Annotated in this window: 11 protein-coding genes, 1 rRNA gene and 2 riboswitches; of the genes, 11 read left to right on the top strand and 1 reads right to left on the bottom strand. The window is 38.3% G+C overall.

What is annotated here, in order from left to right; translation table 11 throughout:
* Positions 1–367: 367 nt before the first annotated feature.
* From F4694_RS29385 to licT, 3 genes are all read left to right on the top strand, one after another.
* Positions 368–2,287 (top strand): beta-glucoside-specific PTS transporter subunit IIABC, encoded by a 1,920-nt coding sequence (locus F4694_RS29385; RefSeq protein ID WP_179603464.1) that lies wholly within the window; start codon positions 368–370, stop codon positions 2,285–2,287.
* 68 nt (positions 2,288–2,355) lie between these two features.
* Positions 2,356–3,777, top strand: a complete 1,422-nt coding sequence (locus F4694_RS29380; protein ID WP_179603463.1) for a 6-phospho-beta-glucosidase — start codon at positions 2,356–2,358, stop codon at positions 3,775–3,777.
* Positions 3,778–3,888: 111 nt separating this feature from the next.
* Positions 3,889–4,719: a BglG family transcription antiterminator LicT gene (licT, locus tag F4694_RS29375; RefSeq protein WP_179603462.1), complete on the top strand. Its 831-nt coding sequence runs from the start codon at positions 3,889–3,891 to the stop codon at positions 4,717–4,719.
* 95 nt (positions 4,720–4,814) lie between these two features.
* On the opposite strand, the gene F4694_RS29370 is transcribed toward licT, so the two are convergent.
* Positions 4,815–5,177, bottom strand: a complete 363-nt coding sequence (locus F4694_RS29370; protein WP_218895890.1) for a glutamate ligase domain-containing protein — start codon at positions 5,175–5,177, stop codon at positions 4,815–4,817.
* Between the two features lie 179 nt (positions 5,178–5,356).
* Here F4694_RS29370 and F4694_RS29365 point away from each other — a divergent pair, with 179 nt between their 5' ends.
* From F4694_RS29365 to F4694_RS29330, 8 genes are all read left to right on the top strand, one after another.
* Entirely contained in the window at positions 5,357–6,298 is a 942-nt protein-coding gene (locus F4694_RS29365; protein ID WP_218895894.1) for an AAA family ATPase, read from the top strand.
* A gap of 1 nt (position 6,299) precedes the next feature.
* A complete protein-coding gene (locus tag F4694_RS29360) occupies positions 6,300–7,517 on the top strand; it encodes a DUF58 domain-containing protein (RefSeq protein WP_179603459.1) in 1,218 nt (405 codons plus the stop codon).
* Positions 7,514–9,712 carry a transglutaminase TgpA family protein gene (locus F4694_RS29355; RefSeq protein ID WP_179603458.1) on the top strand — a complete coding sequence of 733 codons (2,199 nt, stop codon included), beginning with the start codon at positions 7,514–7,516 and terminating at the stop codon, positions 9,710–9,712. The genes F4694_RS29360 and F4694_RS29355 overlap by 4 nt, the downstream gene beginning before the upstream one ends.
* 43 nt (positions 9,713–9,755) lie before the next feature.
* A riboswitch (purine riboswitch) is annotated at positions 9,756–9,857 on the top strand.
* Positions 9,858–9,990: 133 nt separating this feature from the next.
* Positions 9,991–11,511, top strand: coding sequence for a glutamine-hydrolyzing GMP synthase (gene guaA, locus F4694_RS29350; protein WP_179603538.1), 1,521 nt, complete (start codon positions 9,991–9,993; stop codon positions 11,509–11,511).
* 106 nt (positions 11,512–11,617) lie between these two features.
* Positions 11,618–11,719: riboswitch (purine riboswitch) on the top strand.
* A gap of 107 nt (positions 11,720–11,826) precedes the next feature.
* Positions 11,827–13,152 (top strand): NCS2 family permease, encoded by a 1,326-nt coding sequence (locus F4694_RS29345; RefSeq protein ID WP_179603457.1) that lies wholly within the window; start codon positions 11,827–11,829, stop codon positions 13,150–13,152.
* A 240-nt stretch (positions 13,153–13,392) separates the two neighbouring features.
* Positions 13,393–14,235 carry a glucose PTS transporter transcription antiterminator GlcT gene (gene glcT / locus F4694_RS29340; protein WP_179603456.1) on the top strand — a complete coding sequence of 281 codons (843 nt, stop codon included), beginning with the start codon at positions 13,393–13,395 and terminating at the stop codon, positions 14,233–14,235.
* Between the two features lie 183 nt (positions 14,236–14,418).
* Positions 14,419–16,491: a glucose-specific PTS transporter subunit IIBC gene (gene ptsG, locus F4694_RS29335; RefSeq protein WP_179603455.1), complete on the top strand. Its 2,073-nt coding sequence runs from the start codon at positions 14,419–14,421 to the stop codon at positions 16,489–16,491.
* A gap of 349 nt (positions 16,492–16,840) precedes the next feature.
* Positions 16,841–16,909, top strand: a 16S ribosomal RNA gene (locus F4694_RS29330); the annotation flags it as partial.

Here is a 16,909-nt window from a genome sequence, read left to right as displayed (position 1 = left end):
CATAACCAGTAACAATCCTAAAAGGTTGTTTTGTTTAATTGCGTTTACTATAACATGATTTTTTTGGTCAAGCAAGTATTTTGTAAACGGTTATTTTTTTGCATTTATATATAAATAAGAGGCTTATTGGCAATCTATAAAATTATTAATTTTTTTAAAAAGAAAGCGTTGACACATACCAAATACCCGTGATAAATTACACGTATCAAATAAAACTTAATAAAATTCCTTTGCAGGAATGTTACCTTAAGTGGGCATAACCTGATCTGATTAGAAAACACGCACAAAATCTCGTGTGTTGTTTCTAATTGGATCAGGTTTTTTATTTGAAAAATATATATCAAATAAAAGAAGGAAGGTTAAAAATATGAAATACGAGCAGTTAGCAAAAGATATTCTTGCAAATGTCGGCGGAAAAGAAAACGTTTCCAGTGTTGTTCACTGTATTACACGCTTACGCTTCAAGTTAAAGGATGAAGGAAAAGCAAACACAGAAGTGTTAAAAAATATGGATGGTGTTGTTACCGTTATGAAGAGTGGCGGACAATATCAAGTGGTAATCGGAAATCATGTGCCAGATGTGTATAAAGATGTTCTTGCTATAGGAGGATTCCAAGGGCAGGCACCTGTTGATGAGAAAGAAGAAGGCCCAAAAGGATCCCTGTTTAGTCGATTTATAGATATGATCTCAAGTATTTTCACTCCAATACTCGGAGTATTAGCTGCAACAGGGATGATCAAGGGTTTAAACGCATTGTTTGTTGCACTTGGATGGTTAGAAAATACTTCAGGTACGTATCAAATATTAAACGCTACTGGAGACGCATTGTTTAACTTCCTGCCAATCTTCTTAGGGTATACGGCTATTAAGAAATTTGGCGGTACTCCGTTTGTTGGTATGGCAATTGGTGCAGCGCTAGTATATCCAACTCTGTCAACACTAACAACTGGTGAACCATTATATATGTTATTTGAAGGAACGATGTTTCAGTCACCAATTTATGTTACTTTCTTTGGTATTCCTGTTATTTTAATGTCTTATACTTCATCTGTAATTCCGATTATTATTTCTGCTTACTTTGCAGCCAAGGTAGAAAAAGGGTTGAAAAAAGTTATTCCGGATGTAATAAAAGCATTTTTCGTACCGATGTTAACATTGTTAATCGTTGTTCCACTTACGTTCATGGTGATTGGACCTATTGCAACATGGGCAGGGGCGTTATTAGGGAAAGGTACGCTTGGAATCTATAATTTGAGCCCAATTATTGCAGGTATTTTCATTGGAGGTTTGTGGCAAGTATTTGTTATCTTCGGTCTACATTGGGGATTAGTACCGCTTGCTATTAATAACCTTACAACAATGGGTGCTGATCCAATACTTGGAACAATGTTTGCTGCATCGTTTGCTCAGATTGGTGCGGTTCTTGCAATTATGATCAAAACAAATCAACAGAAGTTAAAAGCGTTAAGTATTCCTGCCTTTATCTCTGGTATCTTTGGTGTTACAGAACCCGCTATTTACGGAATTACACTGCCATTAAAGAAACCATTTATTATTAGCTGTATTGGTGGAGCAGTCGGCGGTGGAATTCTCGGATTTGCAGGTTCGAAGTTATATATGGTTGGCGGACTTGGAGTCTTCGGTATTCCGACTTATATCGGCCCTGAAGGAATTACATTCGGTTTCTGGGGAGCAATCATTTCAATTATCGTTGGTTTTATCGTTGCATTCGTTCTAACCTATTTATTTGGCGGAATTAATAAAGAAAAATCTTCAAAAGCTACAAAAGAAACCAATACAGCTTCTAGTGAAGTTGCGGTAACTAAGGTTCAAAATGAAGCATTGGTAAGCCCATTAAACGGTATAGTACTTGCATTATCAGAAATTGAAGATGCAGCGTTTTCATCTGGTGCACTAGGACACGGTGTAGCGATTGAACCAAGTGAAGGGAAGTTACTTGCTCCTGTATCTGGAACAGTATCCGCGTTATTCCCAACCAATCATGCGATTGGAATTACAACCGACTCAGGTGCAGAAATTCTAATGCATATTGGGATGGACACAGTTCAATTAGAAGGAAAGTATTTCACCGCACATACTACTCAAGGTGAGTATGTGAAAAAAGGTCAATTACTAATTGAGTTCGATATCGAGCAAATAAAAAAAGCAGGTAAGCCGCTAACAACTCCTGTTGTTGTGACGAACCATAAGGAATACAGTTTAGTGTTAACAAATCAAAAGCAAGTCAAAACTGGTAGTCAATTAATTAACCTAGTAGCGAATTAGTAATTATTATTGAAGAAAGGAAAGGTTACTTTTCCTTTCTTCCTGTCGTTTAAGAAAGGAAGGATACTATGGCTTTTCCAAAAGGATTTTTATGGGGTGGCGCGATTGCGGCAAACCAAGCAGAAGGTGCTTATTTAGCAGATGGAAAGGGATTAACCACGGTTGATTTGTTACCAACAGGGAACAAACGCTGGGAGATAATGTTTGGAAATCTGCCTTCGTATGAACCACTTGAAGGTGAATTTTATCCATCACATGAAGCAATCGACTTTTACCACACTTACAAGGAAGATATTGCTCTTTTCGCTGAAATGGGCTTCAAAGCATTGCGTTTATCGATCTCTTGGGCAAGGATTTTCCCGAATGGGAATGACGCCGAGCCGAACGAAGCGGGACTTCAATTTTATGATAATGTTTTTGATGAACTCTTAAAATATGGTATCGAGCCCGTGGTAACGATTGCTCACTTTGATGTTCCGGTTAACTTAGTAAAGAATTATGGCAGCTGGAGAAATCGCAAATTGGTTAGCTTTTTTGAAACATATGCGACCACTCTTTTTAAGAGATATAAGGACAAAGTGAAGTACTGGATGACGTTTAACGAAATCAATATGCTTCTGCACTTGCCGTTCGTTGGTGCTGGTCTTGTCTTTAAAGAGGGAGAAGATAAGAAGCAAGTAAAGTACCAAGCTGCGCATCACCAATTGGTGGCAAGTAGCTTAGCGGTAAAAGCTGGCCATGAAATCATTCCAGATGCTAAAATCGGCTGTATGCTCGCAGCAGGTCAAACGTATCCTTACTCATGTAATCCTGATGATGTCTTCGAGGCAATGGAAAAGGACCGTGATTCCTTCTTCTTTATTGATGTTCAATCTCGCGGCCAATATCCAGGCTATGCAAAGAGATTTTTCAAGGACAACAATCTAACCATTGAAATGGAAGAGCAGGATGAAGAGCTACTAAAGAGTCATACGGTAGATTATATTGGTTTTAGCTATTATGCAAGCCGTACAACCAGTACCGACCCAGAAATTAATAAGACGACTGCAGGCAATGTATTTGGGTCAATTGAAAATCCTTACCTCGAAAAGTCTGAGTGGGGTTGGACGATTGATCCGAAGGGCTTCCGTATTACTGCTAATCAATTATATGACCGCTACCAAAAACCTCTTTTTGTTGTGGAAAATGGTCTAGGTGCTGTCGACGTTCCAACAGAAGATGGGGCGGTTAACGACGATTACCGTATCCAGTATTTACGAAAGCACGTGGCAGAAATGTCTGAAGCGATTGAAGACGGAGTTGAAATTCTAGGGTATACAAGCTGGGGACCCATTGATCTCGTCAGTGCTTCAACGGGTGAGATGAAAAAGCGTTATGGATACATTTACGTGGACAAGGATAATGAAGGAAACGGGACGCTCAAGCGTTCAAAGAAGAAGAGCTTTGAATGGTATAAGAGTGTCATTGCAACCAATGGAGAAAAACTTTAGTATATACTATAATGTAGGAAAGCTGTTATGGCTTTCCTTCTTTTGAATATCCAGATTTTAACGATCACTATTCAAGTTATTAAAACCAATTTAACATATATAGGTGGTCAAATGAAAATAGCCAAAGTATACAATAATAATGTCATAAGTACGTTTAATGAAAAAAACGAAGAGTTAGTTGTCATGGGGAAAGGTCTTGCTTTTCAAAAAAAACCTGGAGATCTTGTGGACAAGGACAAGATTGAAAAGATTTTTGCTTTAAAAAATGAAGATATATCTGAGAAGTTTAAGACCCTTTTATATGAAGTTCCCGCAGAATATATGGAAATCACTGAGGAGATTATTAAGATTGCAAAAAGCAGGCTAGGGAGAACTCTTAATGATAGCATCTATATCTCTTTAACGGACCATATTCACTTTGCAGTTGATAGAAACCAAAAAGGCTATGACATAAAAAATGCTTTATTGTGGGAAATCAAAAGGTTTTATAAGGAAGAGTATTCAATCGGTTTAGAGGCAATAAAATTAGTTAATGAGAAGATAGGTGTCCTCTTACCCGAGGATGAAGCTGGTTTTATTGCGATGCACATCGTTAACTCAGGATTGAATGAGGAAATGCCAAATGTCGCTAATATTACGAGAGTCATGCAAGACATCTTAAACATTGTGAAATATCATTATAAAATAAATTTTGATGAGGAATCATTAAATTATTTTCGATTTGTGACGCATTTGAAATTTTTTGCCCAAAGGCTTTATAGTAAAAATTATATTGAGGACGATGATCCTTTTCTTTATGAGTCCTTTAAACAAAAGCATAAAGAGGCTATTGAGTGTACGGAAAAAATTAATGATTATATCGTAAATCAATTTGACCATAGTCTTACGAATAATGAAAAATTATACTTGGCTATCCATATACAGAGAGTGGTAAATCGCTAATTTTGGTCATTAAGAAGAAGGGTCTTTCATCAGTACATTGAACTGGTGGAAGACCTTTTTTTATTGGCCATTCTATAATTGGTTTGCGAATAAATTTAGGCATCTCCATATCTGGCTGTTAAGAAATTAACTACATCCTCCATCTTGGCTTTGCGGGCACCTTTCACTAAAATAGTCGTTCCTGGGGATAAATTAGTAAGGGCTTGAAATAGCTTTTCTTTTTGTTCAAAATGAATAACGTTGTCCGGAGACATTCCTTGTTCCAGCGCTGCTTGTGAAATCATCATGGCAAGCTCACCACCAGTCGTATAAAGATAATCTACTTTATTCAGGGCTGCATATGAGCCAACTTCCTTATGTGCTTCCTGTGTAATGACTCCTAGTCCTTTCATGTCTCCTAGTACTGTAACCGCAATGGTCGGTCTTCGATTACTAGGGAATAATTTCTTGTAACACAAGTCATATATTATTCTGCCATAAATAGGTTATGCCGCTCGAAGATTATCAGTGTGGGATTTCATTTGGTTTTTGAATATTGCGTTACTTTTGACAGGAATTTCCCAAAGAAAAATAGAATACATGAGATATAATGTTCTATATAGAGATAATGAGGAGGATATACGTGGCTCTTGAAAATATGAACCCAATAATAGAAAAAATTCTTTTAAACATTGAAAAGGTGATGATTGGAAAAAGGAATGTAGCAGAACTTAGCCTTATTGCTTTATTAGCAGAAGGCCATGTGTTGCTGGAGGATGTGCCAGGTGTGGGGAAGACGATGATGGTCCGTGCTCTCGCAAAGTCTGTTAATGCGAACTTCCGCAGGATTCAGTTTACCCCTGACTTATTACCATCAGATGTTACGGGAATTTCGATTTATAACCCAAAGGAAATGGAATTTCAGTTTCGGCCCGGACCGTTGATGGGGAATATTATCCTTGCAGATGAAATAAACAGGACCTCTCCAAAGACACAGTCTGCTCTGCTTGAAGGAATGGAGGAGGCCAGTGTAACCATTGATGGGGTCACCCATCGATTGGAAAAGCCATTCTTTGTCATGGCGACACAAAATCCTATTGAGTACGAAGGGACTTATCCGCTGCCAGAAGCACAGCTGGATCGCTTTTTATTAAAAATGAAGATGGGCTACCCAGAAGTGGATGAAGAGATAGAAGTTTTAAATCGAGCACAGAAAGTCCCGCCGATTGAAGACCTTCATCCAGTGGTGGATCTCGAAGGTTTACAATCCCTGCAAAAAGAAATAAAAGAGGTTTATGTCGACCAAACAATTAAGCGCTATATTGTAGATATCGTTAACCTGACTCGGAAATTTCACTCTGTCTACCTTGGCGCTAGTCCAAGGGGATCCATTGCTTTAATGAAAGCTGCACAAGCCTATGCTTTTATGTATGGTCGTGACTATGTTATTCCTGATGATATACAATATCTAGCACCATTTGTTTTATCTCATCGGATTATTTTAAAATCAGAAGCAAAGTTTGAGGGATTGACAGCGGAGGAAATTGTAAATCGAGTGATTGCAAGAATTCCTGTTCCTGTCCAAAGGCTCGTGAAGTAATATGAAGAAATTATGGATTCCATTCAAAAAAGTATGGAGGTTTGTCGTCTTACTCTTTTTGATTGTGCTTACCTTTTCATATGCCATGTTTCAAGGCGGTTTTGTAAGCTGGTTTTTATTTTATAGCTTCTTACCTTTTGCCCTTTATTGTATTGGTTTATCCTTTTATTCTTTGAATGAGTTGGAAATAACCCGACATATACCCAAAAATGATTACAACGCTGGTGAACCGTTGAAGGTAACCATAACCGTAAAGAGAAAATCATTTTTCCCGATATTTTATCTGCTGATTGAAGATGATGTAGATGACGCCCTAAAGCATTCCCAGCAGAAAAAGAAGGCAAAGGCACTAGTATTGCCGGGTTTTAGGAAGGAATTTTCCTATGAATATGTCATTGATGAACTTCCACGGGGCGAGCATATATTTCATGGTTTTATCGTCAAAACAGGTGATATTTTAGGCTTAGTTGAAAAAGTAAAATCGCAGACAAATGAAAGTAAAATCATTGTCTACCCAGCTTATACAGAATTACTGTACCGGCCCTTTGAAACCCATTTTGATCAAGGCATGACTGCTTCAAGAGAACGGGTACAGCGTGATACAACATTGGCGATTGGTGTCCGGGATTACCAGCCTGGCGATCGGTTTTCGTGGATTAACTGGAAAGCCTCTGCAAAACGAAATGAAATTATGACAAAGGAATTTGAACAGCGTCAATCCCATGATGTATTTGTTGTGATGGATTGCATACCTGATAAGCGCTTTGAAGCAATCGTTTCCTTTACGGCATCTTTATTACGAGCCGTTTTGAGGAAGGGAGCACAGATTGGGCTCTTGACCATTAGTCGAGAAAGGGCCTCCTTTCCTATAAGGGGCGGTGAAAACCAACTGCAACAGCTTTTCTATCATTTAGCAAAGATAGAAGCAAAGGGTCCTTCCTCGTTTGAAAAAGTGTTAGAGACCGAGGGGATGTTTGTTCAACAAACGGTATCCTTCTTACTAGTAAGTGCCCAATTAACGAAGCCTTTACTAGAGAAGGCTGGCTACCTTGGGCAAAGAAAAGGAAAGATTACACTTTTTCTTATAAAGGGGGAAAAGGAGTGTCCTACACAAGACGAAAGATCATTGATTGCACTGGCCAACGCACGGAATATACGTGTAGTAATGGTACATGAAGGTCAATTTGCATCTGCCTTTTCGGAGGTGAATTTGCGATGAAAAGAGATTTTCAGTCTTTTACTTTATACATGTTTGGTTTTTTGCTTTTGTGGGAATGGCTTCGTCCTGTCGAGCAATTAACCACTACAGATCATATTGAAATGTTTGTGATTTTTATCCTCTTATCCTTTACATTAGCTTTTCTCAGGATGAAGTGGATTTGGCAGACAATCATAAAATTATGGTTTATCCTCTTCTCAGTCAATATGTTTCATTATGAGGAAGGGTTCTTTCAATTCAGCTGGATAACATTTTTTACTGATGATTTGACCACAAATTTCAGTAGGATTGTTGCTCGCAATTGGTTAGGGTTGACCAATGAATTCAGGACTTTTTTGTTGTTTATTCTTCTCTGGTTAATGGCGTACTTAGTTCACTATTGGCTTTTGAATCGGAAAAGAATCTTCATTTTCTTCTTTATGACGCTTATTTATATTACCGTATTAGATACATTCACGCTTTATAGTGCAAAAACAGCCATTGTCCGAACCGTGATAGTTGGTTTTGCGGTTTTGGGAATGTTAACCTATTACCGAATTCTGGCCAGGGAGAATATAAGTGGTAATTCCTTTACGGTACGAAAATGGATAAGACCGTTAGTTATAATGATTACGTTTAGTGTTATCGTTGGAATTATTTCTCCAAAATTCGCACCCATATGGCCGGACCCTGTTCCATATCTTAAGGCTGCCGGCAATAAAGGCGGTGAGGATGGAGTCGGTAAAGGGGTTGCTAAAGTAGGGTACGGAACAGATGATTCCCGTCTAGGTGGTTCTTTTATTGGGGATGACAGTGTCGTGTTCCGCGCTGAAGCAGCTGAAAAGAATTATTGGAAGGTAGAAACGAAGGACCATTACACAGGAAAAGGCTGGATTCCTTCAGAATCCACTCTCTCCCGAATAGGAGGAGAAGATTTAATACCTGTGTCTTCTATCCCTTCAAATGTTGAAACCCGGGATGAGAATGCCTCCTTATTTATGTTCATGGATTATGATCATCTCATTTATCCCGCTGGTATTCAAAGGGTGCAATTTCAACGTAATTATATTTTAGAGATCGATTCCATAAAAGAAAAAGTCTCAATATTAAACGGCTTTGACTCAGCTCCAATCGCTCCTGATTCCTATTCAGTGGAGTATAAGGTGCCAAAATATCAAGCAACTGAACTAAGAGAAACAGTTGCGGCAGACCCTAATCAGATAGATGCAGAATTTCTTGCAAGATATACGCAATTGCCTGATAACCTGCCTGATAGAGTGAAGGAGCTGGCTGAGAGTATTACGGAAAAAGAAACAAATTGGTTTGATAAAGCCAAAGCTGTGGAGCGTCATTTTGGCGGCTCTGGGTTCACGTATAGTCAGAGTGATGTAGCTGTTCCGGGAGAAAATGATGATTACGTCGATCAATTTTTATTTGAAACAAAAATAGGGTATTGTGATAATTTTTCGACCTCAATGGCGGTTTTGCTCCGATCAATAGGAATTCCTACACGGTGGGTAAAAGGGTATACTGGCGGGGAGTTTCTGAAATACAGTGAAGACGATTCGAAACAAATTTATGAAATTACCAATAATAATGCCCATTCCTGGGTTGAAGTTTATTTTCCTAACCAAGGATGGGTGCCATTTGAGCCAACAAAGGGCTTCACAAATAGTGTTTCGATCGATTTTACAAATAATGATGGAACGACTCCTGCTGTCGAAACAACTGCTCCGATGGCGCCAAAGCCACAGGAGAGCCTTGAGGAAGATAACAGCAAGACGGAGAAGACTGAACAAACTTTTTCATTTAGTAATTTCTGGCTTAGTATAAAAACATTCTTTAATCAAGAATGGAAATGGGTATTCGTTTTGTTTGTGGCAGTTATTGGTACGACCGGCCTAATGTATAGGCTGCGTGGAAAATGGATACCCCGCATATATTTACTTCAGTTCCGATTAAGAAAAAGGGATGAAAATATCGGCAAAGCTTATCTAATCCTTTTAGAACAATTAGAAAGATATGGCTTAAAGCGTAATGAAGACCAAACATTGAGAAATTATGCCCGCTACATTGATACCTTCTTTGCATCCAGAGAGATGTCAAAGCTGACGGAAAGATATGAGCAATATCTATACCATCAAAAACTTCCCGAAGGAAGCTGGAAGGATACACAGGAATTATGGGAAAATTTAATTAAAAAGACAATTGCTTGACCGATAAAACAACCTATTGTTACAATGAATTCTGACTTTTAATTAAATAGGTTTGTTTTTCCTTCATATATCCTCGAAAATAGGGTTCGAAAGTTTCTACCGGGTCACCGTAAATGACCTGACTATGAAGGCAGAAAATTCGGTTATAGCTAATGCGAGAAAACTAGAGTTCTGCCTTCCTGGTTTATTTGGAGGGGGAATTCTAGTTTTTTTTTGTAATTAAAGTAAATACTAACCTTATTATTTTGGAAGAGGTGGACGTGTTGACAAATACAGATATGATTGTGGTTTTAGACTTTGGAAGCCAGTATAACCAGTTAATTACACGCAGGATTCGTGAGTTCGGTGTATACAGTGAACTACACCCGCATACCATTACCGCTGAGGAAATTAGAAAAATGAATCCTAAGGGAATCATTTTTTCAGGCGGACCGAATAGTGTTTATGATGAGAATTCATTCCGCTGTGATGAGGAAATTTTTGAAATGGGTCTGCCTATTTTAGGGATTTGCTATGGGATGCAATTAATGACTGTTCACTTTCAAGGGAAAGTTGAAAAAGCGAAGAACCGTGAATATGGGAAGGCTGTAATGAACCTTCAAAATCAAACTAAACTTTTCCATGATATGCCCGAAGAGCAAGTGGTTTGGATGAGTCATGGAGATTTGGTTGTTGAAGCACCAGCTGGCTTTACTGTTGACGGAACAAACCCACACTGCCCAATTGCTGCTATGAGTGACGAAGCAAGGAAACTTTATGCGGTTCAATTTCACCCAGAAGTTCGTCATTCCGTATATGGCAATGAGCTGCTTAAGAACTTTGTTTTTAATGTATGTGAGTGTAAAGGCGACTGGTCAATGGGGAATTTCATTGAAGTGGAAATGGCAAAAATTCGTGAGCAGGTTGGCGATAAAAAAGTACTTTGTGCTCTCAGCGGCGGAGTAGATTCCTCTGTTGTAGCTGTGCTTATTCATAAAGCTATTGGCGACCAGCTAACTTGTATTTTTGTCGATCATGGTCTACTTCGCAAGAATGAAGCAGAAAGTGTTATGAAGACTTTTGCTGAAGGCTTCCATATGAATGTTATTAAAGTGGATGCTAAAGAACGTTTCTTATCCAAATTAGAAGGTGTATCTGATCCGGAGAAGAAGCGGAAAATTATTGGCAACGAGTTCATTTATGTATTCGATGATGAAGCAACGAAGCTTGAAGGAATTGAGTTTTTAGCTCAAGGAACACTATATACTGATATTATCGAAAGTGGAACTGCTACTGCTCAAACAATTAAATCCCATCATAATGTCGGCGGATTACCTGAAGATATGCAATTTAAATTAATTGAACCTTTGAATACCTTGTTTAAAGATGAGGTCCGTGCGCTTGGTACTGAGCTTGGAATTCCGGATGATATTGTTTGGAGGCAACCATTCCCTGGACCAGGTCTTGGAATTCGTGTCTTAGGAGCGATTTCTGAAGATAAACTTGAAATTGTCCGTGAATCTGATTGGATTCTTCGTGAAGAAATTAAGAAGGCGGGACTTGATCGTGATATTTGGCAATACTTTACGGTTCTCCCAGACATTCGCAGTGTTGGAGTTATGGGCGATGCGCGGACTTATGATTATACAATTGGTATCCGCGCCGTTACGTCTATTGATGGGATGACGTCTGATTGGGCGCGTATCCCATGGGAAGTGCTCGAAGTTATTTCAACCCGAATTGTTAATGAAGTAGCTCATGTTAACCGAGTGGTCTATGACATTACCAGCAAACCGCCTGCAACCATTGAGTGGGAATAAATTTAAAATAACACTTCTAAAAGCGAACGTTTTTAAATATAATTTTAAAAACGTTCGCTTTTTATATTTACAAGCTTGGGAATCCCTGATAAGATAATGGAGAAGTAAATAATTTGTCGATTTAACTCGTATAATATTGGGAATAAGGCCCAAAAGTTTCTACCGAGCCACCGTAAATGGCTTGACTACGAGGCAGTGTACAAAACAGAGGTAACCCCTCTATTTATTTGCACTTGCCCCCAGTCAAGCGTTCCGGTAGATATCGGAGCGTTTTTTGTTTTTATTAAAAGAATTATTTGATAGGGGGAAGAGTAAATGCAAAAATATTTTATGTTTAAAGAATTAGGAACGAATTATCGTCGTGAGATTATTGGCGGCATAACGACCTTTTTGGCAATGGCCTATATATTAGTGGTTAACCCGCTAACATTGACACTATCAAGTGTAGAGGATTTTCCAGATGCACTTCGAATGGACTACGGAGCAGTTTTTGTAGCTACAGCCTTAGCCGCAGCGATTGGATCGATTGTGATGGGGCTACTCGGAAAGTATCCACTGGCATTAGCGCCTGGTATGGGATTGAACGCATTCTTTGCTTATACCGTTGTATTAGGAAGCGGTGTTCCATGGCAGCATGCATTAGGTGCAGTATTCATTTCTGGTGTATTCTTCTTTTTATTAACGCTAACAGGTTTACGTGAGAAACTAATCAATGCGATTCCAATAGAGTTAAAGCATGCCGTTGGGGCAGGTATTGGTTTATATATCACGTTTATTGGATTACAGAGTGCTGGTATTGTAGTAAATAATGATGCAACTCTAGTTGGATTAGGTGATTTGACAGCTGGACCAACATTACTAGCTATTTTCGGAATTGTTGTGACGGTCATTCTAATGACTAGAGGAATTAACGGAGCAGTATTTCTCGGAATGATTATTACTGTTATTGTAGGAATGATCTTTAACTTAATTGACACACCTGATAAAATCGTCGATACCGTTCCAAGTTTAGCACCTACATTTGGAGCAGCGTTTTCTTCTTTTGGTGATAGTTCATTTTACACAATGGGGATGCTTGGAATTATCTTGACTTTACTGTTTGTTGATTTCTTTGATAATGCTGGAACACTCGTTGCAGTGGCAAATCAAGCAGGAATGATCAAAGACAATAAATTACCTCGTGCAGGTAGAGCGTTACTTGCTGACTCAGTAGCAACAACTGTGGGTGCAGTACTTGGTACTTCAACAACAACATCTTATATTGAATCATCTGCTGGGGTAGCGGCAGGTGCAAGAACAGGATTTGCTTCACTCGTTACAGCAGCATTGTTTATTTTATCATTGTTCTTCTTCCCATTATTATCAGTGGTTACAGCAGCAGTTACAGCACCAGCATTAATTATTGTTGGCGCCTTGATGGTTGGATCATTAGGGAAAATTGAATGGACGAAATTTGAAGTGGCTGTACCAGCCTTCCTAACTATGATTGCCATGCCTTTGACATATAGCATTGCTACAGGTATTGCCATTGGGTTTATCTTCTACCCAATTACAATGATCGTTAAAGGACGTACGAAGGAAATTCATCCAATCATGTACTTGTTCTTTGTTATTTTCATTCTATACTTCTTATTTTTATAATTGAGTCTAAAGAGTCTGTGATGATCACGGGCTCTTTTTTTAATACTGTGAAATTTACGAATTAGTTTTATTTCTTGAAAAAAAAGAAATCAGTGGCAGACTTCATTGGTTGGATTCTTGTTAATAGCGATAAGAGGAGTTGCGTATATGTAAATGTGTCGAATATTGTCGTTGACTTCTTGTTTTGACTCTTATAACATGAGAATACTAAGGTAATTCGGACGATGTAGGAGGAAGGCAATGCCAAAGCTATTAATTGATAAAGTATTAAATAACAATGTTTTGATTGCCGAACATCCTTCCTATGAAGAAGTTGTCTTAATCGGTAAAGGAATAGGCTTTAATCGAAAACATGGAGATTTTATTGAAACAGATTCGGTAGAAAAACTGTTTGTACTTAAAAATGAAAAGGAACAACAAAATTATATTAAACTGCTTCCTTTTATTGATAATGATTTATTAGAAGTAATTATTTCTGCTATAGGACTAATCAAACAAAGGACCCATACACAGTTAGATGAGCATATCCATGTTGCATTAACGGACCACTTAATGTTTGCAATCAATAGAGTATCTAAAGGAATGGAAATGAGTAATCCCTTCCTGGTAGAAACGAAAACGCTATATCGGCATGAATATGAAATTGCTGCGGAGGTTGTTGAATTTATCAATGAAAAAACAGGGATTTCTCTGCCTGTAGGGGAGACCGGTTTTATTGCTCTCCATATTCACAGTGCCATGACAAATAGAAACTTATCTGAAGTGAATCAGCATTCACAGCTAGTCAGCAGATTGGTAGGTATGGTGGAAGAGCAGTTTGAAATCGAGATTGATAAAGAAAGCATTGATTATATGAGGCTTGTTCGCCATTTGCGATTCACCATAGAGAGGGTAGTGAAAGGGGAAAAAGTAGAGGAACCAGAAAAAATAAATTCCCTATTGAAACAAGAATATCCTGTATGCTATAATCTCTCATGGAAGCTCATTAAAGTGATGCAACAAACATTGAAAATGAAAGTATTTGATGCAGAAGCCGTGTATCTAACGATGCATTTGCAAAGGATACAGAAAAAATTTAAATAGTTATTATTTTTTACGTGTTACTGATTCGATCAGGCATGAGTGAAAAGTATTAATTGAAACAAAGGTTTTTGGGTAATCTATACCCGTAGCCTCATTTCAATTGAACTTTTACTCATGCCTTTTTTGTGTTTTTGTGGTAAATGAAAACGCTTAATGAGCTATATAAAAATGGAGGTATATATTATGTTTAAAAAAGCTTTTGGCGTCTTGCAAAAAGTCGGTAAAGCGCTAATGCTCCCGGTTGCGCTATTACCTGCTGCAGGTATTTTACTTGCCTTGGGGGCTGCACTTAGAAACCCGGCACTTATAGACTTAGCTCCTTTCCTTGATAACAGTACGGTGGATATGATTGCTGCTGTTATGCAAAAAGCTGGGGATATCATCTTTGGTAACCTCCCGCTCCTATTTGCGGTTGGTGTTGCAGTTGGTTTAGCTGGGGGAGAGGGTACAGCCGGACTAGCGGCAATTATCGGATACCTGATCATGAATGTAACGATGGGAACAGTCCTTGGAATTACAGCAGAAGATGTAAACGGTCTAAACTACGCAAACGTTTTAGGGATTCCGACACTGCAAACTGGAGTGTTTGGAGGAATAATCGTCGGTATATTAGCTTCTGCGATGTACAATAAGTTTTTTGAAATTGAATTACCATCATATTTAGGATTCTTCGCAGGAAAACGTTTTGTACCTATTATTACAGCTGCTTCTGCTCTTGTTTTAGGTTTATTAATGATTTTTATTTGGCCGCCAATTCAAAATGGCTTAAATGCATTCTCGCAAAACATGGTACATGCAAACTTAACAATTTCTGCCTTTATTTTCGGAGTAATTGAACGTTCTTTAATTCCATTTGGTTTACACCATATTTTCTACTCTCCATTTTGGTATGAATTTGGAGAATACGCAACAAAAGCAGGAGAAGTGGTTCGTGGAGATCAACGTATCTTCATGGCACAAATCACAGACAATGTTCAAAATTTAACAGCAGGAACATTTATGACAGGTAAATTCCCGTTCATGATGTTTGGACTTCCAGCAGCTGCGCTAGCCATTTATCATGAAGCAAAACCTGAAAAGAAAGTTTTTGTTGGAGGATTAATGGCATCTGCTGCCCTTACTTCATTCTTAACGGGTATTACAGAACCAATAGAATTCTCATTTTTATTCGTAGCACCAATTTTGTTTGGTATTCATGCAATATTCGCCGGTTTCTCGTTTATGATTATGCACTTGTTAGATGTAAAAATCGGGATGACTTTCTCAGGTGGTTTAATTGACTATATTTTATTTGGATTAATTAACCCGCAAACAAATGCGTGGATCGTTATACCTGTGGGTCTTGTTTTTGCAGTTGTATACTACTTTGGTTTCCGATTTGCAATTCGTACCTTTAATCTAAAAACTCCAGGACGTGAGTTAGAAGAAGAGGAAGAAAACCAAGCACCAACAGGTAAAGCTGGATCTGGTGATTTGGCGTCTAATATTCTGGATGCAATGGGTGGTAAGGGAAATATTGCTCACTTAGATGCATGTATTACTCGACTTCGAGTATCTGTTAATGACATCAAAAATGTTGATAAAGATCAATTGAAGAGATTAGGTGCGGCTGGTGTTTTAGAAGTCGGAAACAATATACAAGCGATATTTGGACCGCGCTCCGAAACCATTAAGGGCCAAATGAAAGATATTATGAATGGTAAAAAACCAAGCACTACTGTAAAAGCGCCTGAAAAAGGTGTGGAACAGCAAATCGAGGAAATTAATCCAGAAGCACTTCAATCTGCTCGCAGTAATGAAGACCAAGGATTTATGGCTCCGTTGAAAGGTGAATTAAAGCCAATTACAGAAGTGCCTGACCAGGTATTTGCAGGTAAAATGATGGGTGATGGCTTTGCGATTGTTCCAGCAGAGGGTACAATTGTATCGCCTGTAAACGGGAAGATCGTTAACCTGTTCCCAACTAAACATGCAATTGGAATTCTTTCTGATACAGGCCGCGAGATTCTAATTCATGTTGGAATTGATACGGTGAATTTAAAGGGTCAAGGGTTTGAAACTTTAGTATCTGAAAATGACATTGTTGACCAAGGTCAGCCATTACTAAAAGTTGATTTGGATTATATTAAAGAACATGCTACATCAACCATTACGCCGGTTGTCTTCACTAACTTAGCTGAAGGTGAAAAGGTAGTGATTGAAAAGCCAGGTCAAGTTAATCTGAAACAAACAGGAATTATTAAAATTACGAAATAAGATGGAGCCGACTCTGAATATGAGAGTCGGCTTTCTTCTATATAAAAGACGAATATGTAAAGTGAAATTAATTTTAATATACTGTTGACGTTGGTTGTTAATGGTGTTATTATATTTTAGCGGTCGTTAATGACGATTTAACAACACGCAAGCGTCGGAAACATTTTAAAAAAATGTTGACGCCGAGTTAACGAAATGATATAGTAATAGAGTTGCTTCTGAGCGAGATTGCTCTTGAAGTAAAAAAAGAAACTTTGCTCTTTGAAAACTAAACAAACAAGAACGTCAACAAAAAATATTAGTTTCTACTATAGAAACTAGCCAACGTAACAAATGAGCTAAATCAACTTTCTTGGAGAGTTTGATCCTGGCTCAGGACGAACGCTGGCGGCGTGCCTAATACATGCAAGTCGAGCGA

It is taken from the genome of Neobacillus driksii (assembly GCF_013409995.1).
Taxonomy (GTDB): Bacteria; Bacillota; Bacilli; order Bacillales; family Cytobacillaceae; genus Neobacillus; species Neobacillus driksii.
The sequence above is the reverse complement of the archived record's forward strand: the minus strand, read 5'-3'. Positions and strand labels throughout refer to the sequence as shown.